General features: G+C 44.6%; 29 protein-coding genes. 15 read left to right on the top strand and 14 right to left on the bottom strand.

The annotated features are described in order from the left end of the window. Nucleotides 1-5: 5 nt before the first annotated feature. The 6 genes from E4663_RS02240 (at nucleotide 6) to E4663_RS02220 (ending at nucleotide 3,225) form a co-directional block, all read left to right on the top strand. Nucleotides 6-299: a thiamine-binding protein gene (locus E4663_RS02240; protein ID WP_135326549.1), complete on the top strand. Its 294-nt coding sequence runs from the start codon at nucleotides 6-8 to the stop codon at nucleotides 297-299. Next, nucleotides 296-1,060, top strand: a complete 765-nt coding sequence (locus E4663_RS02235; RefSeq protein ID WP_135326548.1) for an ABC transporter permease — start codon at nucleotides 296-298, stop codon at nucleotides 1,058-1,060. Before E4663_RS02240 ends, E4663_RS02235 begins: the two co-directional genes overlap by 4 nt. Next, nucleotides 1,053-1,790 carry an ABC transporter ATP-binding protein gene (locus E4663_RS02230; protein ID WP_135326547.1) on the top strand — a complete coding sequence of 246 codons (738 nt, stop codon included), beginning with the start codon at nucleotides 1,053-1,055 and terminating at the stop codon, nucleotides 1,788-1,790. The genes E4663_RS02235 and E4663_RS02230 overlap by 8 nt, the downstream gene beginning before the upstream one ends. Further along, a complete protein-coding gene (locus E4663_RS02225) occupies nucleotides 1,787-2,542 on the top strand; it encodes a TatD family hydrolase (RefSeq protein ID WP_135326546.1) in 756 nt (251 codons plus the stop codon). The genes E4663_RS02230 and E4663_RS02225 overlap by 4 nt, the downstream gene beginning before the upstream one ends. A 48-nt stretch (nucleotides 2,543-2,590) precedes the next feature. Continuing rightward, the gene (locus E4663_RS19710) at nucleotides 2,591-2,746 is read left to right on the top strand and encodes a hypothetical protein (protein ID WP_158290405.1); all 156 of its coding nucleotides are present in this window, start codon (nucleotides 2,591-2,593) and stop codon (nucleotides 2,744-2,746) included. 68 nt (nucleotides 2,747-2,814) lie between these two features. Further along, complete coding sequence (locus E4663_RS02220) at nucleotides 2,815-3,225, top strand: DUF4395 domain-containing protein (RefSeq protein ID WP_135326545.1); 411 nt, start codon at nucleotides 2,815-2,817, stop codon at nucleotides 3,223-3,225. A 263-nt stretch (nucleotides 3,226-3,488) separates the two neighbouring features. Here the strand turns inward: E4663_RS02220 and E4663_RS02215 are convergent, their stop codons facing one another. From E4663_RS02215 to E4663_RS02205, 3 genes are all read right to left on the bottom strand, one after another. Next, nucleotides 3,489-4,940 (bottom strand): carbon starvation CstA family protein, encoded by a 1,452-nt coding sequence (locus tag E4663_RS02215; RefSeq protein ID WP_135326544.1) that lies wholly within the window; start codon nucleotides 4,938-4,940, stop codon nucleotides 3,489-3,491. A gap of 125 nt (nucleotides 4,941-5,065) precedes the next feature. Further along, entirely contained in the window at nucleotides 5,066-5,845 is a 780-nt protein-coding gene (locus tag E4663_RS02210) for a hypothetical protein (protein ID WP_241657092.1), read from the bottom strand. Beyond that, entirely contained in the window at nucleotides 5,846-6,004 is a 159-nt protein-coding gene (locus tag E4663_RS02205; RefSeq protein ID WP_079480856.1) for an aspartyl-phosphate phosphatase Spo0E family protein, read from the bottom strand. A gap of 133 nt (nucleotides 6,005-6,137) precedes the next feature. Here E4663_RS02205 and E4663_RS02200 point away from each other — a divergent pair, with 133 nt between their 5' ends. Beyond that, nucleotides 6,138-6,518 carry a RidA family protein gene (locus tag E4663_RS02200; RefSeq protein ID WP_079479199.1) on the top strand — a complete coding sequence of 127 codons (381 nt, stop codon included), beginning with the start codon at nucleotides 6,138-6,140 and terminating at the stop codon, nucleotides 6,516-6,518. Between the two features lie 35 nt (nucleotides 6,519-6,553). Here the strand turns inward: E4663_RS02200 and E4663_RS02195 are convergent, their stop codons facing one another. Continuing rightward, complete coding sequence (locus E4663_RS02195; RefSeq protein ID WP_079479198.1) at nucleotides 6,554-6,784, bottom strand: excisionase family DNA-binding protein; 231 nt, start codon at nucleotides 6,782-6,784, stop codon at nucleotides 6,554-6,556. A 157-nt stretch (nucleotides 6,785-6,941) separates the two neighbouring features. Here E4663_RS02195 and E4663_RS02190 point away from each other — a divergent pair, with 157 nt between their 5' ends. The 4 genes from E4663_RS02190 (at nucleotide 6,942) to E4663_RS02175 (ending at nucleotide 10,434) form a co-directional block, all read left to right on the top strand. Continuing rightward, nucleotides 6,942-7,769 carry a DUF1206 domain-containing protein gene (locus tag E4663_RS02190; protein WP_135326543.1) on the top strand — a complete coding sequence of 276 codons (828 nt, stop codon included), beginning with the start codon at nucleotides 6,942-6,944 and terminating at the stop codon, nucleotides 7,767-7,769. 51 nt (nucleotides 7,770-7,820) lie between these two features. After that, nucleotides 7,821-8,276, top strand: coding sequence for a hypothetical protein (locus E4663_RS02185; protein WP_135326542.1), 456 nt, complete (start codon nucleotides 7,821-7,823; stop codon nucleotides 8,274-8,276). Nucleotides 8,277-8,637: 361 nt separating this feature from the next. Further along, a complete protein-coding gene (locus E4663_RS02180; protein WP_135326541.1) occupies nucleotides 8,638-9,369 on the top strand; it encodes a VCBS repeat-containing protein in 732 nt (243 codons plus the stop codon). 72 nt (nucleotides 9,370-9,441) lie between these two features. After that, nucleotides 9,442-10,434, top strand: coding sequence for a Gfo/Idh/MocA family protein (locus E4663_RS02175; RefSeq protein WP_135327549.1), 993 nt, complete (start codon nucleotides 9,442-9,444; stop codon nucleotides 10,432-10,434). Nucleotides 10,435-10,479: 45 nt separating this feature from the next. Here E4663_RS02175 and E4663_RS02170 read toward each other — a convergent pair whose 3' ends face one another. The 9 genes from E4663_RS02170 to E4663_RS02135 all read right to left on the bottom strand — a co-directional run bounded on the left by E4663_RS02170 (nucleotide 10,480) and on the right by E4663_RS02135 (nucleotide 17,770). Continuing rightward, nucleotides 10,480-11,106 carry an FMN-dependent NADH-azoreductase gene (locus E4663_RS02170; RefSeq protein ID WP_079479193.1) on the bottom strand — a complete coding sequence of 209 codons (627 nt, stop codon included), beginning with the start codon at nucleotides 11,104-11,106 and terminating at the stop codon, nucleotides 10,480-10,482. A 173-nt stretch (nucleotides 11,107-11,279) separates the two neighbouring features. Beyond that, entirely contained in the window at nucleotides 11,280-11,417 is a 138-nt protein-coding gene (locus E4663_RS19925) for a hypothetical protein (protein ID WP_168927323.1), read from the bottom strand. A gap of 105 nt (nucleotides 11,418-11,522) precedes the next feature. Further along, entirely contained in the window at nucleotides 11,523-11,987 is a 465-nt protein-coding gene (locus E4663_RS02165) for a GNAT family N-acetyltransferase (protein WP_135326540.1), read from the bottom strand. Between the two features lie 22 nt (nucleotides 11,988-12,009). After that, the gene (locus E4663_RS02160) at nucleotides 12,010-13,299 is read right to left on the bottom strand and encodes a Na+/H+ antiporter NhaC family protein (protein ID WP_135326539.1); all 1,290 of its coding nucleotides are present in this window, start codon (nucleotides 13,297-13,299) and stop codon (nucleotides 12,010-12,012) included. Between the two features lie 158 nt (nucleotides 13,300-13,457). After that, a complete protein-coding gene (locus E4663_RS02155; protein ID WP_135326538.1) occupies nucleotides 13,458-13,781 on the bottom strand; it encodes a CHY zinc finger protein in 324 nt (107 codons plus the stop codon). A gap of 16 nt (nucleotides 13,782-13,797) precedes the next feature. After that, nucleotides 13,798-15,033, bottom strand: coding sequence for a GNAT family N-acetyltransferase (locus tag E4663_RS02150; protein ID WP_135326537.1), 1,236 nt, complete (start codon nucleotides 15,031-15,033; stop codon nucleotides 13,798-13,800). A 79-nt stretch (nucleotides 15,034-15,112) separates the two neighbouring features. Next, complete coding sequence (locus E4663_RS02145; protein ID WP_135326536.1) at nucleotides 15,113-16,171, bottom strand: ABC transporter substrate-binding protein; 1,059 nt, start codon at nucleotides 16,169-16,171, stop codon at nucleotides 15,113-15,115. A gap of 11 nt (nucleotides 16,172-16,182) precedes the next feature. Beyond that, entirely contained in the window at nucleotides 16,183-16,953 is a 771-nt protein-coding gene (locus tag E4663_RS02140) for an ABC transporter ATP-binding protein (RefSeq protein ID WP_079479182.1), read from the bottom strand. A gap of 7 nt (nucleotides 16,954-16,960) precedes the next feature. After that, on the bottom strand, nucleotides 16,961-17,770 hold the full coding sequence (locus E4663_RS02135) for an ABC transporter permease (protein WP_079479181.1): 810 nt from the start codon (nucleotides 17,768-17,770) through the stop codon (nucleotides 16,961-16,963). Between the two features lie 132 nt (nucleotides 17,771-17,902). Here E4663_RS02135 and E4663_RS02130 point away from each other — a divergent pair, with 132 nt between their 5' ends. The 4 genes from E4663_RS02130 to E4663_RS02115 all read left to right on the top strand — a co-directional run bounded on the left by E4663_RS02130 (nucleotide 17,903) and on the right by E4663_RS02115 (nucleotide 22,721). After that, nucleotides 17,903-20,314, top strand: a complete 2,412-nt coding sequence (locus tag E4663_RS02130) for a sensor domain-containing protein (RefSeq protein ID WP_158290404.1) — start codon at nucleotides 17,903-17,905, stop codon at nucleotides 20,312-20,314. A 141-nt stretch (nucleotides 20,315-20,455) separates the two neighbouring features. Next, the gene (locus tag E4663_RS02125; protein ID WP_135326534.1) at nucleotides 20,456-21,286 is read left to right on the top strand and encodes an amino acid ABC transporter substrate-binding protein; all 831 of its coding nucleotides are present in this window, start codon (nucleotides 20,456-20,458) and stop codon (nucleotides 21,284-21,286) included. After that, complete coding sequence (locus tag E4663_RS02120) at nucleotides 21,270-21,968, top strand: amino acid ABC transporter permease (RefSeq protein ID WP_135327548.1); 699 nt, start codon at nucleotides 21,270-21,272, stop codon at nucleotides 21,966-21,968. Before E4663_RS02125 ends, E4663_RS02120 begins: the two co-directional genes overlap by 17 nt. A 15-nt stretch (nucleotides 21,969-21,983) precedes the next feature. After that, nucleotides 21,984-22,721 (top strand): amino acid ABC transporter ATP-binding protein, encoded by a 738-nt coding sequence (locus tag E4663_RS02115; protein WP_135326533.1) that lies wholly within the window; start codon nucleotides 21,984-21,986, stop codon nucleotides 22,719-22,721. A gap of 244 nt (nucleotides 22,722-22,965) precedes the next feature. On the opposite strand, the gene E4663_RS02110 is transcribed toward E4663_RS02115, so the two are convergent. Next, nucleotides 22,966-23,313, bottom strand: coding sequence for a YidH family protein (locus E4663_RS02110; protein ID WP_079479176.1), 348 nt, complete (start codon nucleotides 23,311-23,313; stop codon nucleotides 22,966-22,968). Nucleotides 23,314-23,386 lie beyond the last annotated feature (73 nt).

Here is a 23,386-nt window from a genome sequence, read left to right as displayed (position 1 = left end):
AAAACATGAGTAACGCATTAGTAAGTATTCAAATCATCCCGAAAACGAAAGATGGAGAAGATGTAATTCCATATGTCGATGAAGCCATTGCCCTCATCGACCAATCCGGACTACGTTATGAAGTGCACCCGTTAGAAACGACCATCGAAGGGGACCTCTCAGACATCTTCTCTTTGATTGAACGAATGAATGAAGCGATGATCGAACGCGGAAGCACAAACGTCATCTCTCAAATCAAAGTGCTCTATCAGCCAACAGGCGCATCAATGGATCAGCTGACGGAGAAATACCGCTCATGAATAATGTGATTCAAAAAGGATGGAGACCAACTTCGGTCCTCATCCTTTTACTCCTTTTCTGGGAATTATCAAGCAGATGGATGGGGATACCTGAATGGCTCCTCCCTGCTCCGACAGCGATTGTACAAGAGGGTATTTCGGGTTGGAGTGCCTATGCGCCGCACTTGTTCTCCACCATCCGACTCACGCTGACCGGATTCACGATCGGCTCTGCCGTCGGACTGGCTGTAGCGACTCTACTCCACTTGATTCCGAAAGTAAGAGAAGCTGTCTATCCATTATTGATATTGTCCCAAAATATTCCGATCATCGTACTCGCTCCCCTTCTCGTCATCTGGTTTGGTTTCGGTGTTCTTCCTAAGCTGATCATCATCGTACTGGTCTGCTTCTTCCCAATTGCGGTAGCGACGATGGATGGGTTCCGTCAAACGAAGAACGAATACATCCACTACATGAAAATGGCTGGAGCTACCCAAAGCCAGATCTTCCGCAAAGTCGAATGGCCTTATGCACTGCCTTCGATCTTCTCCGGCTTGAAGATTTCCGCTACGTACAGTGTGATGGGAGCGGTCATTTCCGAGTGGCTCGGTGCAAATAAAGGAATCGGTGTCTACATGACGCTCGCTTCTTCTTCGTTCCGGACCGATCGGGTTTTTGTTGCGATATTCTTTATCATGATGCTGAGCTTGCTCTTCTTCTTGTTGATTACACAGTTGGAGAAGTGGGCAACACGATGGAAAGGAGAGAATGCACGTGGCTAAACTGAACATTGATCACGTCAATAAATCTTTCGGGGATAACCTTGTCTTGAAGGACTTAGCCTTTGACGTCAAAGAAGAAGAATTCGTCTCCATCATCGGTCCCTCCGGCAGTGGGAAGAGTACCCTTTTCCACTTAATCGGTGGTTTGTATGAGCCGGATGACGGCATGATTCAACTAGATGGTAAGCGTATCAACGGGCAAAAAGGGGCGATAAGTTATATGCCGCAAAGCCCCTCTCTCCTTCCATGGAGGACCTTGCTAGAGAATGTCGTACTAGGAGCTGAAATTCATGGAAAAATGGAAGAAAAGACGGCAAAGTCCATGATCCAAAAAGCCGGACTCAGCGGATTCGAACATTCCTATCCTCATGAATTGTCAGGGGGTATGCAGCAGCGTGCTTCGTTCATCCGCAGTCTGCTAAGTCCGCAATCTCTTATCTGTTTGGACGAACCTTTTTCAGCGCTGGACGAGTTTACGAGACTCGAAATGCAGAAATGGTTACTAGATACATGGGAGCAACACCAACGTTCCATTCTATTTATCACTCACAACATTGAAGAAGCCCTATACCTCTCAGACCGGATTATTCTGTTAAGTGACCGCCCTGCCACTGTGCAGCGGGAATTCAAGGTCCCTTTCACCAGACCTCGAGACCCTTCTATTGTATTGACGGAAGAGTTTTTAAAGATGAAACAGACGATTCACTCTGAATTGAAGGTGCTCCTATGAGGTCCGTTATCGATGCGCATATTCATCTGGATTGGTATGAAGAGAGAGACCGAAAACGTATTGTAGAGGATCTATCTTCCTCCAACATCGAGAAGTTGATTTCGGTATCTTATGATTTCGATTCTTGCAAGAAGAATCTATCATTTGATCACCCAAAGGTGGTTACTGCTCTTGGATTCCACCCTGAACAAGCACTCCCTTCTCCTGAGGAGGTACAAAATATAACAGAACTGATCTACCAAAACAGGTCAAGCATTGCTGCAATCGGTGAAGTCGGTTTGCCTTACTATACACAACACGGTGATTTTCAAGATTACGTGAATTTGTTGGAGCACTTCATTATATTAGGGAAAGAACTTCAACTCCCCGTTAACTTGCATGCAATTTATGAAGGTGCAGACATTGCTTGCGACCTGCTGGAGAAACATGAAATGACTCGTGCGCACTTTCACTGGTTCAAAGGTTCTGAGACAACACAGACACGTATGAAGGAAAAAGGATACATGGTTTCTGTAACTCCAGACTGTGTCTATGAAGAAGAGATTCGAAAAGTGATTGAGTCCTTTCCTCTTGAACAGTTAATGGTGGAAACAGACGGACCGTGGCCTTTCGAAAACAAGTTTGAAGGTAGACTTACTCACCCCATGATGATCCATGATTCAGTGAAGCGAATTTCTGAGTTAAAGGACGAGCCACTTGATTACGTCTACAAGAAACTACAAGAAAACACCTGTCACTTTTATAAGTTATAGAACGTCCAAACAGGGAATAGATAATCATTACAAGCATGGGGGTTGGATATGAAATCTTTCAATTGGGCGTTACCTACCGGAATTTTCATCGGGTTATTAGCTGGTGGGACTTTGATCGATGGTGTAATAAGTGGATTAGTTGCTGGTGTTACAGGATTTACAGCGGCTTTAATTCTGTCCTTTGCAATGTACAAAAAAGCCTAAGTCCAATCACTTTTCTTTATTCCTAGTAATACACTATGTATAATAAGGAATGAAGGATGGTGATGTTGTTGGGTATTCCAAAACCTCTCGTACAATTAAATCAGGCTTTTATCGTCTTAACGGTCGTCGTCGGTCTGTTCATACCGGCAGTGTTGATTCTTCCGTTTGCGATTGGAGTCATCACACTAATAACGCGCAAAAACCCTGTCATTTCATTCGGTAAAAGATTTTTACGAAAACCGTTAAACAGCTATATACCAGAAGATCCCGAGCAACAACGCTTCAACCAATGGATTGCTACAATCTGTCTAGGAGCAGCTCTTTTCTTCTTCACAGTTAATATCCCAGCCCTCGGCTATGCATTCAGCCTGATGGTCATGGCAGCAGCCGGAACCGCCTTGATGGGTTATTGCATCGGGTGCACAATTCGCTATCGCTATATGATGTGGAAACACAAGCGCTTGAATACTAATCACTAAAACGCCCCTATGATGAGGGCGTTTTTTTGAATGAAGATCAAAGTCTCTCCATTCTCTTACTTGTTAAACTGTCGGGATTCTCCAAAGTTTGTGAATCGTTCTGGGATCCACGGATCACACCTGATGATGCACGGTGACCGCCGCCCCACAGAACGGCGACCTATTTTCCAACTCACGATACACGATTTACAGTGGCAGAATTAGTATTCATACACGTTCAACAGCATAAAAAAAGCCGCTCAATCTCCTGAGCGGCTTTGGTATTATCCGACTTTTCGTTGTGCCAAGACTTCTTCGTTTCGTTTCGTCTTCTTCGCTTGTTTGAGCCTTCCAACAAACCAGGCTACTACCAACAACCAAACACCAGCTCCAAGTCCCATAGAAAGGTTATAAGAAAGTCCCAAACCTTCTGGTGCGTAGAAAATGTATGTGCTGACAACAGCAGTCATGAAGAGTGCTGGGACACTACAAATCCAGTGGAATTTCTTATTTTCAAGCAAATACATCGCGCCAGTCCAAAGCATTACAGTTGCTACGACTTGGTTGGACCAGCCAACATACCTCCACAAGAAGCTGTAATCGATCTGTGTTAAGAAGAAAGCAGGGACAGCTACTGGAATGGCTAGAAGCATCGGCGCCCACTTGCTCTCGAATTTCTTCTTCCGTACATCTTCAAACAAGTCCGCAAGCATCATCCGAGAAGAACGCAACGCGGTATCACCAGTGGTAATCGGTAGAATGATGACACCTAGTATGGCAAGGACTCCTCCAAATGCTCCAAGTGTCGTGCTGCTGATTTCATTCACGACTCCTGCCGGTCCTCCTGCAGCGAGCGCTTCACTCAAGCCACCAGTTCCACCAAAGAACGCCATACCTGCAGCTGCCCAGATCAGAGCGATAATACCTTCTGCAATCATAGCTCCGTAAAATACCTTACGTCCTTCACTTTCCTTTTTCAACGTACGAGCGAGTATCGGGCTCTGGGTACTATGGAATCCAGAAATGGCACCACATGAAATAGTTACCATCATCATTGGCCAAACAGGCAAGTTATCTGGATGAAGGTTGCTGAACGTCAGGTTCGGAATAGGATTATCGAAAAAGAACAGTCCGATTCCGATCGATACTGCCATAAAGATTAGGATCGCACCGAACAAAGGATATATTTTTCCGATAATCTTATTTACCGGCAGCAATGTGGCCGTTAAGAAATAAGCAAAGATAATAACGATAGATGTAAAGAACCCAAGTGGCGTCACTTCCGCCATCAACTGAGCGGGTCCTGCCGTAAAGGCTGCAGCGACGAGCACCATCAGTGCGATAGATAGCACGTTGATGACAGACTGTGCAGACTTCCCTAAGTATCGACCGACAAGGGATGGATATTGTGCTCCGTTATGACGAAGGGAAAGCATACCAGAGAAATAATCGTGGACTGCACCAGCAAAGATGCTACCGATCACGATCCATACGAAGGCGATTGGTCCATAAAGGGCACCGAGCACGGCACCGAAAATGGGTCCAAGACCGGCAATATTCAGAAGCTGGATGAGGGATGCTTTCCACCAACTCATAGGCATGAAATCGAAGCCGTCTTTTTTCGCATAAGCGGGAGTTTTCTGTTGATCATTTATACCGAAAATTCGTTCGACCACCTTTGCGTATACTAGATAGCCGACAATTAATAATAAAATGGATGCGATAAATGTGATCATCGCTGAGCCTCCTCTCAAAATAGAATGTAAGGAGTATTCTAGCGACAACCAACCATTAGCGCAACCCATTTTCAGAATATTTATATTTTTATCATTTTTTTCTCTATTATTAAGCGATTACATCATCAGGAGAAATAATCAGACATTGCTCGCTGCAAAAACTTGCGGTCATAGCCAGTCCGAATATGCACCCTCTCGCCCCACTCCTCTAATGTGTGCAAAGAGGGTTCATGAATGATTCCCTTTGAAGTACTGATCTGACTCTGCCAACCTTCCAACTCCCAGTGCGCCACTTCACCACGGAAAGGGAGACGACATTCTATTAGCGGAGAAGAACGGAAGGTACGTTGAGATAGCTCGGCAGCTCGGAGGAATTCTTTGTAGTCGACTGGAGACAAATCATAGCTCTGGGAAGACCGCTTTCCGTTCGGTCGATGGTAAAAGATATTCACGTGATGTTCGAAAGGCAGGACTTCTATATCTGCAGCAGGAAAAAAGCCTCCATGTCTTCCTGCACGAAAGTCTCTGGATTCCGAATCAATCAGGATCGGCTGGAGCCATTGGTCTCCTAAGTCACATAAATATGCGAAACCTTCCTTACTACTTGCAACAACAGCTACATGTGCCTCTTCCGTGTGAAGGTCATGGCCGATCAAAGATGCTTCCACTCCATTCTCCTGGAACTCCTGCCATAACCAGAGGGCTAAATCGAAGCAATTACCTGTGATTCCGTACTTCGCTCGATGCTTCCTCATTTCTTCTACAGTGCGTTGCTGAAGTTCACGTTGTGGGTCGTAATTCCATACTTTTACAAGCGTATCCATAGGGAAAGAATCAAATCGATTCCATATCTTCAAAATCGACTCTGGTGCTTGCATATAACCGCTACATTGCTTATCGATCATTTATGTTGTCGGACCTTTTTTCGAGAATTCATTAAGTAGAACGTCTAGATCTTGAGACACCTGAAGCAGGCGATCATCCTCAGGGTTTTCTTCATAAATCTGATACATTCGAAGCCTTAGTTGTTCGATTTGTTCTTCTAATTGCTTTTTATCACTCATTACGTCACAGCCTTTCAAGCGTGTAAGTCTTCTATTGTCGATTGACGGTTCATTTCCCCGGGAATAAACTTTTCATTTATTCGTAAAACAAGTCATGGTAGGATAATGGAAAACCTACATAGGAGGAATACCCATGTTCAAACCTGTTTCCACCGACGATGCACCAGCAGCCATCGGCCCTTATTCTCAAGCAGTAGACTTAGGGAACCTTGTCTTCGTTTCCGGACAAATCCCTCTTGATCCAACTACTATGCAATTCGTTTCTGATGATGTAGAAGAGCAGACACATCAAGTGATGAAAAATCTTGGTGCTATTTTACAAGAAGCTGGACTGAGCTATCAAAATATAGTTAAAGCCTCCATTTTCCTCGATTCCATGGAGGACTTTGCAAAAGTGAACGATATCTATGCTAGTTATTTAAGTGAACCTTATCCTGCCAGAGCAGCGGTCGAAGTCAGCAAGCTTCCAAAAGGAGCGAAGGTTGAAGTAGAGGCCATCGCAGTCAGGAACTAGAAAGTAAGCAGCACTCTTTATGGAGTGTTGCTTTTTTAATCTTCGTCTTTAACGTCAGGGTCCTCAGGAATCGGTTCATTCAAGTACTCTTGGATCATGGCGCGGTATTTTTCCATTTGCTCGAAGTACCGTTGGAACTGGTCCTTGTTCACGAGATACTGTTCCCCATCGTGCAGGACACGGATTCGGTTCTGCCGGATCAATTGTTCGATATATTCTTCTGGAAGTTCTAAATACTCTGCTGTTTCACGTACTGTAAGATACATATCATGACTCCTTCTCCCCTCTATAATAGCATATTAAGCCCTTGATGTACGCATCTATCTTGCAACCTGAAGCCTCCATTTTCACCAAAAGAATTGTTTCCTCATAGGCTCAAAAGGGAAACACTTACTATCATTTAGAAAAAAGGAGACGAAACTGATGGATTCTTCACTCAATGCGCAACAAACAACAGAGAAAGCTAAAGAAGAGATCAAGCCCTGGATCAGGAGGATGGGGCGATTCGGTTACATGTGTAAAGGGCTGGTTTACGCTCTTGTAGGTATCTTAACCTTCATGGCAGCAATCGGGGTAGGAGGAAAAACGACCGGTACAAGTGGAGTGTTCCAGTCCGTCGTAAGCGTTCCTTTCGGCGAAGCCATATTATGGGTAATCAGCGTCGGGGTCTTTGGATACATCATTTGGTCATTCATCAAGGCTATTAAAAACCCTCACCATAAGGGAGCGATTACCCGTATCTCCTATGCTATAAGTGGGTTGATTTACACAGCACTAGCGATTAATGCGATTCAGATTGCTTCTCACTCGAAGTCTGGAGGCGGAAACACGAATCAGACAATCTCCGCTATGCTGCTCGGCCAGCCATTTGGACGCTACCTGATCGGTATTCTCGGAGCTATTATCATTGGATATGGGATCAAAGAATTTTATGAAGGATTCACAGAGAAGTTCATGTCCAAATTCCAGTTAGGTGAAATGGAGAAGCATGAGAAGAAAGTAGCAAGAAACTCAGGTAAAATCGGCTTGATGGCACGAGGAGTCGTACTTGGAATGATCGGCTTTTTCTTCATCCAAACGGCGTGGACGACAGATCCATCTAAATCGAAAGGTATGGACGGGGCTTTATCAGAAATTGTTCAAAAGCCGTTCGGACAATGGCTGCTCGGTATTGTCGCCCTCGGTTTTATCCTCTATGGTATTTATCAGATGGCAAGAGGAAGATACCAGCATATGAGTTTTGGAAAGTAGGTCCTGCTGTGGTACACTTTTTTGGTACCGAAAAGTGATGAGGAGGATCGTATGTTATCTTTCGATGAAAAGTTAGCTATTATAGAAGAGTTTGAAGAACTCACAAGAAATGATATATCAATGGGAAGAGTCAACTTCCACTTTGAAGACAGTTTATACGACAAACAAATTGTCGTGTACCGTCTCCACCCTAATGGAAACGGCTTTGTCTATGCTGGGGGCATCGAGGACTACCCTACAGATGATAAAGGAATGGTGAACATCCGTGCTTTCAACGCACAGGCTTTACGTTCCATCATTCAACAGTCCATCGACTCCCTCGGCCTTTCTCCAGCTGAGAAAGATCCAGTCATGGAAGAGTGGCTGAACGAAAACGATCAAGCGCTTGTTCTTATGAGAGAAGATGACGGGTACGCCGTTTATGCTGATGACCAGCTTGAGGGCACGTTCAACTCTTATGAGGAAGCTGCTGAATTCTTGAAACAAGAAGGATTCAGTCGACTATAAGTCCGATACTAACCCGAAAAAAAAGAGCCGTACCCCGGCTCTTTTTTCATATTGTTGAAAGGGTGCTAATCTGTTTGGAATACATAGTTTCTTGCCAAGGAGCACAAGAGGTTCACATTTATTTTAGAAAGGTGTTGGAGAAAAGGGTAGACGCCTGCAGGACCGAAGTACAGCGGGAGATCCCACAGAGACCAACGGGAACGAGGAGGCTCACCGAACGCCTGCGGAAAGCGGACCGTTTTTCTACACATGGAAGAACCGAAAGAACTATCTCGACACATATATGGAAAGAGCCGTATCCCGGCTCTTTTTTTGTGCCTGATTCTCCCCTTTTAACATATAGTACAGCGGGAGGTTTTTTATGTATCCATATGGGAATTACAGACAAGACGAAACGTCGATTCTTTCTTTTCGTGAAGGGGATGTGAACGGAGATCATATCCAGGATTACGTGTACCTGACCGGTGCGAAAACTTCTGACAGTCCCTATACAAAAGCTATAACTCTCGTCATCCAAGACGGGAAGAACAATCAATTTTACACGGTCCCACTAAAGACGGACCAAGGTTACAACCCCAGCCTTTTTCTAGGGGACTTCACCGGAAATGGTGTCGACGATATTTTTATCCGGATCGATTCTGGTGGGAGTGGCGGGTATGGTTATTTCTATATCTATTCTTTCCTAGACAATAAACCGGTGCTGTTGTTTGATTACGAGGTATTCAATGAAATGTTCGACTACCAAGTCCTTTACAAAGACCAATACAAAGTAGAAGTCATCAACCAGACGTTGAACCTCTCCTTTCTTATCGACCTAAGCAACCGGGACTCACAGTATTTAGCGGACATCTACCAAAAAGACGGCACTCTGATCAAGCCTTTGGAAGGTTCTGTATCAGGGTTGAATCAACTTTATCCGATAGATTTTGATGGTGATGGTGTGTATGAATTAGACGCTTATCAACGGATTATTGGACAGTACAACGCAGACCAGCTCGGAGTCGTCCAAACACCACTGAGCTGGACGAGAAGCGGTTTCGGATTATTCATGGATAATCAATATGTATCGGTCATAGGTCAATCTTATCGCTAACCCCTCCTGAGGGGTCTTTTTTTATCCCACGTGATACAATTAATGGTATAAAGAAGAAAAGAGGTGCTGATGATGATTAACGTAGCATTACTTAGTAAATGGCACGTGCATGCTGTAGATTATGAACGGGAAGCACGAGAGAATCCAATGCTCTCTATCAAGAAGGTATGGGACGAAGAACCAGAACGCGGTCAAGGTTGGGCTGAAGAGCTCGGCGTTCCTTTCGAAAGTGATTTAGATACACTACTAGACAGCCCTGAGATCGATGCCGTAATTGTTTCCACCCCTACGAATTTACATACGGAAGTCATAAAGAAAGCAGCTAAGAAAGGCAAACATATCTTCACCGAGAAAGTACTCGCCTTTACGACAAGAGAATGTGAGGAATTATTGGAAATGATGGAGAAGACAGACCTTTCCTTCATGATCTCCCTTCCTCGTCTGACAAAGGATTATTACCTTTATGCGCAGCAAGTTGTAGATGAAGGAGTGTTGGGCACAATCACGATGATGCGGTGCCGCGTGGCCCATAATGGAGCGGTTCCAACAGAAACACATCCAAACGGCTGGTTACCTGAAACCTTTTTCAATGCTGAACAGTGCGGTGGAGGTGCACTGATCGACCTCGGAGCACACCCGATCTACCTCGCTAACCGATTGATGGGCAAACCGAAATCAGTCAGCAGCCGGCTTCCTCAAATGAGAGAACTCGGTGTAGACGATCACGCTGTAGCCATGCTTGATTATGATTCAGGAGCTCTGTCTATTCTAGAAACAAGCTTTCTCTCAGCAGGCAGCCCTTTTCAGCTTGAGCTATACGGCACAGAAGGCACACTGATGATTGAAGATGACCAGATTCGTATCAGACAAGGAACGAAAGAATGGAAAACGCCAGACAATGTGCCTGAACATTTGCCAATGCCGATGGAACAGTGGGCGAATGCCATGGAAAGCGGCGAGACCATGTCCGTAACACGAGAGGATGCTTACTTGCTAACTGCAGTAAACGAAGCGGCCTCTCTTTCGAACAAAGAAGGCAGACGCATAGATTTAAAAGAACTCTAATAAAAAAGGAACTCCAAAGTTTGGAGTTCCTTCTTTTGTCTATAATTAAAATGTTTGAGCTAGATCGCGCGCTCTGCCCTTTGCATCTTCTTTAATCTCTTCTGCTTTATCAGGGTTCAAGGCATGGCCTTCCACAAATAGTCCTTCGAATGATGGTACACCGAAGAATTGCATGATGGTGCCAAGGTAGCGGTGTCCCATTTCCATTTGAGCGGCAGGACCTTCTGAATAAATACCTCCACTTGCTTGGATATGAAGTGCTTTTTTATCAGTCAGTAGACCTACAGGGCCTTCTGCTGTATATTTGAATGCCTTACCCGCTACTGCTACGGAGTCGATATACGCCTTCATCACTGGTGGGAAGGAGAAGTTCCAGAATGGCGTCACGAAGATATATTTATCCGCATTAATAAACTCTTCGCATAGCTCATTCAAACGCTCTACTTTTTTCTTCTCGCCTGCGGAAAGCTCGTCTCCAGACTGAAGTTTCCCCCAACCGCTGAATACGTCAGCATCGATCTGAGGTATATCCTCACGGTACAAGTCGATATGAACTACGTTATGAGACGGATTCACTTCTTTATACTGATCGATAAACTCCTTACCAACAGCCATACTATAAGATGCTTTGTCGTCGTGTGGGTGTGCTGTGATATACAATACTTTTGTCATTACTTCATCAATCCTTTCCTCTTCATTCATTGGATATAGTTTTTGTAATAAACATTAGTTCATGTTTTATCTCAAAATCATTTATTGTGAATCCGAGATATATTATGAGGAATGCTTGAGGAAATTTCAATGATTATGCTCAAAAAAAAAAAGCACCTTCCGAAGAAGACGCCTCATTTTGAGTAAAAAGGATTACCGCTTATGCTTGTGCGCATCTCGTCTGTTACCAATAGCGGTTTTTCATGATCAGTATCCGATTCTGTCATGGTGCTGTGCAGTGACCCATCATAAAACACTGGCTTTTCTTCCATCAGTGACACCACCTCCACAACTTTAGGGTTACCTCTATCATACTAATTATTTAAGACAAAAGATACCGCTAAATGGAAAAAAGTAAGCCTCCAATTATGGAGGCTTCACAAGGTTCGTTCTAAAATGATCAATTTTCTTTCTCTTCCTCGGAACCGTTCGACTTTCACGTTCCCCGTTTTTCGGAAGGAATTTTTCTCAAAGAAGTTTATGCTGTCTAGATTATCTTCATAGACTTCTGCTGATAGATGGTTTAATTCCTTTTGACTTTTTATTTTCTCTATAAACTTCGCTAAAGCTTGTGCCCCATAACCTTCTCCTCTATGGAAACCTAGTACGATCCCGATATACGTTTTGTAGAGTTCGATTTTACCTATTGGTTCACCATCCAACTCTATTACGTTGATCCACAGATGGGGCTTTTCACCGCGACTATAGGAATGGTAAGAGTCTAGAAACTGTTCATACGTCCTAGGTACCTCGATTCCCGTTTTGACTTGCAATGTTTCGTCCATCTCCCACCTGTGCATAGCTTCAAGGTGATGGGACTGGACTTCTACTACTTCAATCACAAGCTCATCCCCTATTCATGTATTACAACGTAAACTTTGGAAAACGGAAGACAATCGCCAAAATTCCGCTCAACGCAAGTAAAATCGGATAGATACAAAACGGCACAATCGCAACTGGCGAAATGCTTGCAACACCGGCAACAGATAGAACCTGAGCGCCATACGGCAGAAGCCCCTGCACGGAACTTGAGAAAATATCCAGAATACTTGCCGAACGTTTGGCATCGATCCCATATTCGTCTGATATCTGCTTTGCAAGTGGCCCAGCTGTAATAATCGAAATCGTATTATTTGCAGTCGACAAGTTAACAGCACTTACAAGACCTGCGATACCGAATTCTCCTCCCCTGTTCGAATTCGCCCTTCTACTGATCGCTTCAAGCAAGAACTGAATACCACCGTTTTGGCGTATCAGCTCTACGAGTCCTCCTAGCAGGATGACAAGCAAGGAGAGGTTCTGCATACTTTGGAAACCATCACCAAGCAGGGTTACGAAATTGGATAAGCCTATATCGCCTGTCGCTACGCCGACAATACCTGCGAACAGAATACCTCCCATTAGGACGTAAATGACATTGACACCGATAATAGCGAAGATGAGCACTCCCAAATAAGGAAGGACTTTCACTAGTTCATATGGTGTATCACCTTGTACCGCATTCGCTGGATCTGATGTTATGAATGCGAATATCACAGCTGTTACGATAGCAGCTGGTAACACGATGAAGAAGTTCGCTCGGAACTTGTCTTTCATCTTTGTGCCTTGGGTCCTGACAGCAGCAATCGTTGTATCGGAGATTATTGATAAGTTGTCACCGAACATCGCACCACTTACAATCGATCCCATCGTGATGGCAACGTTGATACCAGTTTGGTCTGCTACACCCATCCCAATCGGGGCAAGCGCGACAATGGTACCGACCGAGGTACCCATCGAAATGGAAATAAAACACGCGATGATGAACAGGCCTACGACTAGTAAGTTACTAGGTAAAACAGATAGCCCCAGGTTGACGGTGGAATCCACCGCCCCCATGCCTTCTGCCACCGATGAAAACGCCCCGGCCAACAAGAAGATAATCACCATCAGAATAATATCCGGATGCCCGCCTCCTCGTGTAAGCTGCTGCATTTTCGTCTGGAAATCCGTCTCGCGATTCATGAACAACGCGACTAAGATGGCAGCGAATAAGGCAACGAGAACCGGCATTTGATAGAAATCCCCTGTCGCTATTCCTGATCCTATGAACAGAAGAATGAATACGCCAAATGGAATCAGCGCCAGTGGGTTACTTTTTGGTTGATCTGTCATGCTTTGTTTCCTCCCTCCAATGATCCTTTTATTCTTTTCCCTAATAAAGCACGTTTACACTCTACAATATTCGTCATGTTTCGTTCAAGTTTTGAGTAGTTGATGAAAGAATTTAGCCCAAGTAAAAGAACGCAGCACTAACACTGCGTTCTCCCCCTTTAGGACATTTCAAAATATATCGGATAATGATTCGCACAACCCGGATTCAACGCATGCTCACAATGGGGGCACACATTGGTTTGCATGTAGACATTGATCGACATCGTGTTCTGGCAGTGACCGCAGAGTATGGCGTGATGATCCCGATCTGATTTCGACCATTTCTTCAGAGGGTGTCCCGCAATTTCCTCGTGACAGTGGTAGCAAGCATAAAATTCTCCACAGCAAGGAGATTTTAATGCTATAACATCTACTTCTCCGTGATAGTGAGCGCAGCGCGATTCTTGATCGACTTGCACTCCTTTCACTCTTATATGCGTCATCTAGACTCTCCTTTATTTAAAAGAATGTCCAACACTCCGGCTCTAACGGATTATCGAATAACTCGAGTGATTTCTCAAAAGCATCCGCTTCATCATACTTTACAGCTCCCCTGTAAAGTATGTCCTTCAATGACGTACACCCTAGCAGCAAGGAAGAAAACTCACCGATTCCTAATTCCAGCGTGACTTCTGCGGGTTGATCAGTCAAGCTGGGCTTCCCACCCTCGAACTGCCAGACCGCTTCATAGTGCTCGTCTAGTAAAGTATCTTCGATTTTCCAACCGATGCGAATTGTTTCGTCTCCAAACGAATGATCTTGAATCGATTCTAAGAATGACGGAATGTCTACGATTCGATACATCAAGCCCTGGCCCGCTTCGCTCGTTTTATGGTAGATCGAGAAAATCAACGTTTCATCTATGTGACATGAATTATCCAGGATCATGGAAAAACGATCATCGAACGTCGGGAAGAGAATCGAACGCACTTGGTCCTTTTGGTTATGTAGAAACTGCAGCAAAGATTGATACGCTTTGATCGAGTTATAGAAGAAGTTCGATACGATCAAGTCATTCTGCAAAAAGTGCCCTTCTTCTAATTGTTGAAATTCAAAGGTCACATAACCAGTTAACTCCCCATCCTCGAACACCCCAACAGTATGGCGATCGTCTTTTTTCAAAAAGGAGAATGCATACGCTTCTTTATCGCAAGAGACACCATGGGTCGTGTGCGCCCACTCGTTATAGCACTTACTCACAGCGCTTATGTCTTCCTCTCCAAGCTCTACAGTTCCTAAGGTATCTTGAAAAGCAGGGAGTTGGGACGGATGAAACCGATATGTATGAAGCCTAGGTCCCAAACCGAAGCCCATTCGTTTGTAAAAGGACGGTTGGAACGGATACAGCATAGCAAGCGGACGTCGGTTCTGACGGGCATCGTGCAAGAATTTCCGTATGATCCGTTTGGCGTTTCCTTGCTTTTTGTTCATCAGGTCGACCGCTACTGTCCCGATTCCAGCCGAGTTCACTTTAGAGCCATACAAATTAGAGATGAAATCATATTCTATGTATCCGCCAACGAGCTTCTCTTGGTCATATAACCCTATTGTACGAATAGTTTCTTCTTTGTTCATCTTCTCCCGGTGTTCCGTATAGCGTTCCTTTTCTTCTTTCGAGTTCAATTTCATTCCTGGATAGCAGCGCTGCGATAGTTCTGTAAAAGCACTGAAGTCTTTCATTTGTTCAAAGTTCATAGCAGATTCCTCCCTCACCCACTATTATACACTTCTCCAATAGGAAAACCGCACCCTGAACCAAGGTGCGGCATCAATATTATTTGTATTCACCCAAAATGTCTACGGCTTTTTGAGTAAGGGACGTGTCGACAGACTTTTCAAAGTCGAAGTCACCACGTGTTGCGCCGTTTTTCTTATACATCTTATACTGGGATTTAATATCCTCAACGAACATAGCACCATCTGGGTCCAGTCCTGTTACAGCTACTTTCTCCCATAGCGCCGGATCTTTAAGGGCTGTGTATTCCGTCATTATATCGATGATTTCCTCTTTTCCTTCATCTTTTAAGAATGCGTCATTGTAGTCACGGACACCTTTCAAGTAGGCGGTCATGAATCGCAATGAAACGTCTTTGTCTTTCTTGACAAAATCAGGAGATCCGAGCACCATCGCGATCTGAGCTTTCGGTGCGAAGTCGGTCGCATCTTTAAATCGTACGTGAAGTCCTTCCTTCTCGCCTTGCGTGATGAGAGGTTCGATTTGCAAGGCTGCATCAATCGAGCCGCTTCCCATCGCAGCCAACATGTTACCGAAGTCAGACATGATAACCGTTTCCACATCATCTTCCGTTAATCCAGCGTGTTCGAGCATCTTATGATAAATGTAGTCATCAACAGAGTTACGGGATGAGATGGCAATCTTTTTCCCTTTCAAGTCGGAGTAGTCTTTTATTTTATCCTTCAAATCTTCGCGGACGACAAAGGAGAAGTAAGAAGCTCCATCAAAGTAATGTCCTTTATCGGCAATGATTTTGACATCAATGCCTTGTGCAATGGCATTGAAGAAAGAAGCAGTGGAAATTCCCCCGGCAATATCTACTTCCCCAGCTGCTAAAGCGGGAAGCATATCATCGCTGTTAGCGAATTTCGTGAATTTCACATCAATATTGTAAGCGTCGAAATACCCTTTCTCCTCTGCGATATAAAAACCTGCACCAGAAGCAGCACCATCTTCTGCAATCAAGACGGTCGTTTTTTTATCAAGTGGTGAAAGATCTCCGTCTTCTGTCCCTACGGTGCCACCATCATCAGACTGACCTCCACATCCAACTAGCGCCAACAAAAAGAGCGGAACAATCATCCAACTTTTTTTCATGATGTTGCCTCCTACGTTCTTGATCCTTGTACTTCACGGTCCAAATGATTCCGGATTCGGACAAAGTGGTCTGTCATCGTCGCATCTGAGCGGACGTCCTCCATGGTGCGTGGCCTTGGCATATCGATACGGATCTCTTCATTGATCCGCCCAGGCTGTGACGTCATCAGCAAGATACGATCACTCAATAATAGCGCCTCATCAATACTGTGGGTGATAAACAATACGGTTTTCTTCGTTTCCGACCAGATGCTTAGCAGTTCCTCCTGTAAGATGAACTTATTTTGTTCATCTAGTGCTGCAAATGGTTCATCCATAAGCAAAATCTCAGGATCATTGGCAAAAGCGCGCGCAATACTTACACGCTGCTTCATTCCACCTGACAACTCTTTCGGATAAAGATGTGCAAATTTATCAAGGCCGACTTTTTCTAAATAATAGGCGGTTCGTTCCTTTACGATTGCTTTCGGTACATGACGCATCTTCAGACCGAATGACACGTTCTCTTTCACGGTCAGCCAAGGAATAACCCCTCGCTCTTGAAACACCATCGACTGCAAAGGGCGGTCCTGGCCGCTTGAAGCGATGGCAAACTCCCCGGTGCTCGGTTTCTCGAGTCCTGCCAGAATACGGAGCAGCGTCGTCTTCCCACAGCCACTAGGTCCGATCAAGCAGACGAATTCCCCATCTTCGATACCGAGATTTATTCCCTCTAGTGCGGTGACGCTCTGCCCTTTTTTATAAAATACTTTCGTCAGTGCATCCATTGAGATTTTCATCATAACCCTCCTATCTCCACGGAAGAAGCTTACTCTGCAAACCTCTTAACAAGAGTGAGAACAAATAGCCGAAAAATGAAATCAGCACAAGCCCCACAAACATCTCTGGTAAAAGGAAAGCTTTGTATGATGTCCAGATTAAGTACCCTATTCCTGAATTTGCGCCCATCATTTCAGCAGCGACAATAGTGAGTAGTGCAATCGCCTGCCCCATTTGGATTCCTTCCAACATGACCGGCAACGCCCCTGGTAGCGCAATTTTAAAGAAAAAATTCTTAGAGTCTGCGCCATAGTTTGTAGCTACATCCAAGTAAATACGATCAATATTGACGACACCGGCGACCGTATTAATGACAACTGGAAAAAAGACACTGCCTGCTATGGTTACAATTTTCGATACTTCCCCTACTCCGAAGATGATCAAAATTATCGGTAGGAGTGCAAGCGTCGGAATCGGCATTAGTGCCATAATGAGCGGTGAAAAGAAATGACGAATAGGAGAATAAAGACCCATGAATAGTCCGATGACAATCGCAGGAATGACACCCAGCAAAAAACCTGCGAATATTCGTACCAGCGAGATGCCGATATGATGGAACAACTCTCCGCTTGCACTCATAGAAACAAACGTTCCGACGATTTCCGTCGGAGGCGGGAAGAAGCGTGCATCCACTATTCCGGTGCGGGATACAACTTCCCATAACAACAATATGAATACCGGAGAGGCTATGGTTAATAATTGTTTCCCTCGTTCTTTCCACTGCCGCTTCTTCCACTCTTCCTGTTCGACGGCATGTGGGTCGTGTTTCAGCTCTTTCATTGTCACCACCTCTTACCGCCCATATTATGTCGGGAGGTATGATTGTGTGATTGCGACCATTTTGTTTGGTGAATCATGGCAGAACCCAGTATAATCAGGTATATAGTATTAGTTCATAGGGAGGTTTTCTTATTGGGGAGTCAACTCGTCTATATATTGATCGGAACCTTCTCTTGCATGAGCCTTTTATACATTACATTCCATGCATTGAAAAGTGAAGTCAGTACGAAGAATCGTGAGTTCCTTCTTTCCGCTTTTATCGCATGTTTTGCCGGCATAATCCTCAGTGCTCTGCCATTTCTCAGCTTATCTTCTCAGGGGGCATTCACACTCTCTGCTGAACAAATTCCTTCATTTGGATGGGTTACCTTCGCCAATATATCAATTTTATTCGCCTTTTTATTCGGAGCAAGCTTCGCTGGTGTACACAAAATGGAAGTCACGTCCCTCCAAAGGAACAGTGCCTTGTATCATTTCTTCTTCAGCGCTTTGGTTTCTGCCTTCTTCTTAGCTTCTACATACATTACGGCAGGGCTCTACCTTACATCTGCAAGTATCGACCTAGAAAATTCGCTGCTTTCCCTTACATTCGTGACGGGTGGTATCTATTGTACGACACGGATCTTTGAACATTTATACGCAGAAGAAATCATCATGAACCGCTCCGTTCCGATGAAGAAATATATCGGGCTGCTCGGACTTGTTGGACTATCTTTCTCCTCTACGATCTACTCTTTCATTGAACGTCTCTATGCGGAGCAAAGTGTGTTGATGACTTCATTCGAATGGAAAAGTGCAGTCGTCCTATATTTCGTAACCCTTGTTTATATAGAAACTCAATTCAAGGAGCAACAGGAATTGTTAGAACACAAGAACAGGCAAATGGAGGACCAAGAACAACATTACAGGTCCTTGTTCGAATACAATCCGAACGCCGTCTTCACTCTGGATACAAAGGGGAACTTTACAGCCAGCAACCAGTCTGCCATCGATTTGACCGGTTACACACACAAAGAGATGTTGAAGCTGAAAGTTAAAGATCTTGTAGCACCGGACTATGCAGAAAAGACGATGCAAGAATACCAACATGTCATTAATGGTGGAACGGCTCACTTTGAAACGACCCTCATTACAAAGAGTGGTCAGCATGCATACCTGAAAGTGACGGGCTTTACGATTAAGGTCGATGAAAAGATTACAGGAGTCCACGCTATTGCCCAGGATATAACGAAAGAGAAACTGGCGAACGAACAGATCGAATATTTGGCTTATCGAGACGAATTGACTGGTTTGTTAAACCGTAGAGGTATGAACCGCGCCTTTCAAGGGTTGAATCAAGATCATCAGAAACAATTAGCCGTTGTATTATTCGATGTGGATTTATTCAAGAACATCAACGATCACTTAGGTCATTACATTGGGGATCAATTGCTTAAGGAGGTAGGAGATCGGCTGCTTGAGACTTTTAAAGGGAAAGGGTTTACGGCAAGAATGGGAGGGGATGAATTTCTCTTATGTTTGGATCATACGAACATGGAACAAACGATGGATAACATCCGCTTACTTCAAAAGGAAATGAATAAGTTATTCACCCTCGAAGGATACCATAAACAAATCACCTTAAGTATCGGCGTTTCCTATTTCCCTGGAGACGGCACGGACTTCAATACTTTAGTCAAAAGGGCAGACATGGCGATGTACGAAGTGAAATCCAATGGACGAAACGGCTTTCAAGAGTTTTCCGATACAGTCGAGAAAGAAAACATCGCCAACATTCTTATTGAAGAAGAAATGAGAAAAGCGTTGGATGAGGACCAATATGTTCTTCATTTCCAGCCTAAAATGGACTTAAGAAACCAAGCCGTAGCAGGAGTGGAAGCGTTGATTCGATGGGAGCACCCGGACCGTGGACTGATCATGCCTGGTGAATTCATACCGATCGCCGAACAGTCTGAACTCATCGTAGACATTGGTCGGTGGACGATCAGGGAATGCTGCAGGCAATATCAAGAATGGGTGAGGACAACAGGAATGGAGCTTCCGATTTCTGTTAATATATCATCGAAGCAGTTTCTACACCATGACTTCATCGAACAAATTCTAACTGAGCTGGAGCGAAACAGCATGCCACCTCACCATTTGGATATCGAAATTACAGAGACCCTTGCGATTGAGAATAAAGAAGTCACGCAAACCAAGATCGAGTCTCTGAAAGACTACGGAATAACTATATCCATGGACGATTTCGGTACCGGATATACCTCGCTCAGTTATTTATCCATGTTCTCGATCGACCGACTTAAAATCGATCGCACTTTCATTCAAGGCATGGTCCACGACTCGAGTCATGCAGTCATCGTGGATTCAATCGTTTCCGTTGCAAGACACCTGGATATGGTCGTGACAGCAGAAGGTGTAGAAACGAATCAACAGTTAGAGTTTGTGAAGAATTGTGACTGTGATGAAGCACAAGGATATCTATTTGGAGCTGCGATACCAGCTGATCACGTCGCTGACCATCTACTCGATCGACTGTACCAATAGCACGGAACTAAAGGTTCTGTGCTATTTTTTTTGAAAATGTAAACAATACCTTTGACGAATCGTGCAAGAGACTGTATCATTTCTTTATGCATAATTCCTATCTACTTTGTCAGGATTAAAAACATAGAGGAGGTCATTCGAATGAAAAAAGTATTAGGAGCGCTATTATTTGGCGTATTAATCGTTGTTCTAGCTGCTTGCGGAACAGCAGATGAAGACACAAACCAAGAGGAAACAAACGGTGATGGAGGTTCTTCCGAAGAAGAACAAAGCCTTTACGACCAAGTGATGGACAAAGGTGTCCTTACGATCGGAACAGAGGGTACTTATGCCCCTTACACCTTCCACAACGATGCAGATGAACTGACAGGATATGATGTCGAAGTCGCTCGTGAAATTGCAAAGCGCATGGGCGTGGAAGCAGAGTTCAAGGAAACGAAGTGGGATTCCATGTTCGCTGGACTGAACACAAAGCGTTTTGACATGATTGCAAACCAAGTCGGTATCCGCCCGGACCGTGAAGAGAAATATGATTTCTCAAAACCTTATACGTACACAACAGCTGTTCTTGTTGCACCTAAAGGTGGAGACGTTCAAACGTTTGAAGACCTAGAAGGAGCGAAAGCCGCTCAGTCTCTTACAAGTAACTACGGAGACATTGCCCGTGATCATGGTGCAGAAATCGTAAGTGTCGAAGGGTTCAACCCAGCGATGCAACTTCTATCCAATGGACGCGCGGATGCTACGGTCAACGACCGCCTATCCGTTCTTGATTTCTTAAAACAACGTGAAGATGCAAAAGTTGAAATCGTCGACCGCCAAGAAGACGCAGCGGAAACAGCTATGATGTTCCGCCAAGATAATCCGGAATTGATTGAGGCCGTGAACGAAGCACTCGCTGCTATGCGTGAAGACGGTACTCTGAAAGAAATCTCCGAGAAATGGTTTGGCGAAGATGTATCTACTCAATAACATCTTCTTGAATGCAGCAGACCTGCAAACCTTACAGGACTCCTTTCTTCCTTTGATGAGAGGAGTTCTTTACTATACAGTGCCTTTAACTCTGATTTCCTTTTTCATCGGACTTCTATTGGCGGTCATTACGGCACTGTTCCGGATCTCCGGAGTTAAACTACTCAGCGGAATCGCCCGTGTATATGTATCGATCATTCGTGGTACACCGCTACTTGTTCAATTGTTCATCGTTTTCTACGGACTCGGGAACTTGGGAATCGAATTTCTGAAGTTCGATCCGTTTGTCGGAGCACTGATTGCCCTATCGTTAAATACAGGGGCTTATGCATCTGAAATCATCCGTGCTTCGATCCTATCGATTGATAAAGGACAGTGGGAAGCAGCCGAATCAATCGGCATGTCCTACTTGCAGTCATTGAAGCGTGTCATCCTCCCACAGGCCACACGCGTTTCGATTCCACCTTTATCAAACTCCTTTATCGGACTTGTTAAAGAAACGTCACTCGCGTCTACGATCCTCGTAGCCGAGATGTTCCGTAAAGCACAAGAGATTGTTGCGACAACTTACCAGCCGCTCCTCATTTACATGGAGGTAGCTGCTATCTACTGGGTGATCTGTTTCATCCTTTCACTCATTCAAGATCAAATTGAAGCACGCCTGAACAGGTACGTGAAATAAGAAAGGAGGGCCAGCATGCTTTCCATGACAAACATCTCCAAGAAATTCGGAGACCTTGAAGTGTTAAAAGATATCAGTATTAACGTCGACCAAGGAAAAGTAATCGTCGTGATCGGACCATCCGGCTCCGGTAAAACCACCCTGCTCCGCTGTCTAAATGTACTCGAACAGCCAGAGCGTGGGGAAGTGTCGATTGATGATCAGACGATTGATTTTTCTCAAAAAGTCACGAAACCTGAGATTCGTGAACTGCGCAAACAGACCGGCATGGTTTTCCAAAACTATAACCTCTTCCCCCATTTGACGGTTATTCAGAATATCATGGAAGGACCAGTTACGGTACAGAAAGTCGACAAGGCAGAGGCACGCGAGGTCGCTATTCGTCTGTTAGAAAAAGTCGGACTAGGTGACAAGGCGGATGTTTATCCGTACCAACTGTCCGGTGGTCAACAGCAACGTGTCGGCATCGCTCGCGCAATGGCCATCGATCCGAAAGTTATGCTCTTCGACGAACCGACCTCAGCCCTCGACCCTGAGCTGATCGGGGAAGTTCTTCAAGTTATGAAGGACCTCGCTCAAGAAGGCATGACCATGGTAGTCGTCACTCACGAAATGAGTTTCGCTAAAGACGTTGCGGACGAAGTCGTCTTCATGGACGGCGGCTATATAGTGGAACGTGGCTCGCCGACTGAAGTGTTTGAAAACCCGCAACAAGATCGTACGAAACGATTTCTTAATTTGCTACAACACTAATAAAAACCTCCAAGCTCATTGTCTTGTCGCGAGCTTGGAGGTTTTTATTATCTTCCCTTCTGAGTAAATGAATGTTTTGATACGTCACCTATAGGCGTCTTCTCTTACATGTTGAGTGTGAATAACGGACGAAACGTCACTGATAGAGGCTCTCTCTTCCCTTTCAGGATTTTTCACATCGAGAAACGGCACAGAAGGAGTTTCTATCTTCCATTTCGACCTTCCTTTCCTTCCAAAACGTCACTTAGGCAATTAGTAAATACACCGTTACCATCACCAACAACAATACAGCAACAGATGTCATGAAAGCGATGATTCTGTGTGAGGACTGGAAGCGTTCTTCGTTGATGTTACGTCTCGTTTGATAATAATTGATGGTCGCCCCGATGATCGTCATGAAGCCTAAGAACAAAGCAGAAAAGCTGACAATGATGGACAACTTGTCACCGAATCCTCCCATGTCAGGCAAGGCATTGATGTGCAGTGTTGTCGCTAAAAAACCTACCCCGATCAGCGCAATCGCTGTCCGGATCCAAGCTAAGTAAGTCCGCTCGTTCGCTAGATGCTGCTGAATGAGTTTCTGTTCGTCCATGGACGACCACCTCCTTTTATCTTTATCGTACCCTTATTGGTATTCAAATGCACGAATATCGATCAGTCTCCAC

Origin of the sequence: Halobacillus salinus (assembly GCF_004684905.1) — a bacterium.
In the GTDB taxonomy this organism is placed as follows: Bacteria; Bacillota; Bacilli; order Bacillales; family Halobacillaceae; genus Halobacillus; species Halobacillus salinus.
This window is presented reverse-complemented; position numbering and strand designations above follow the sequence as displayed.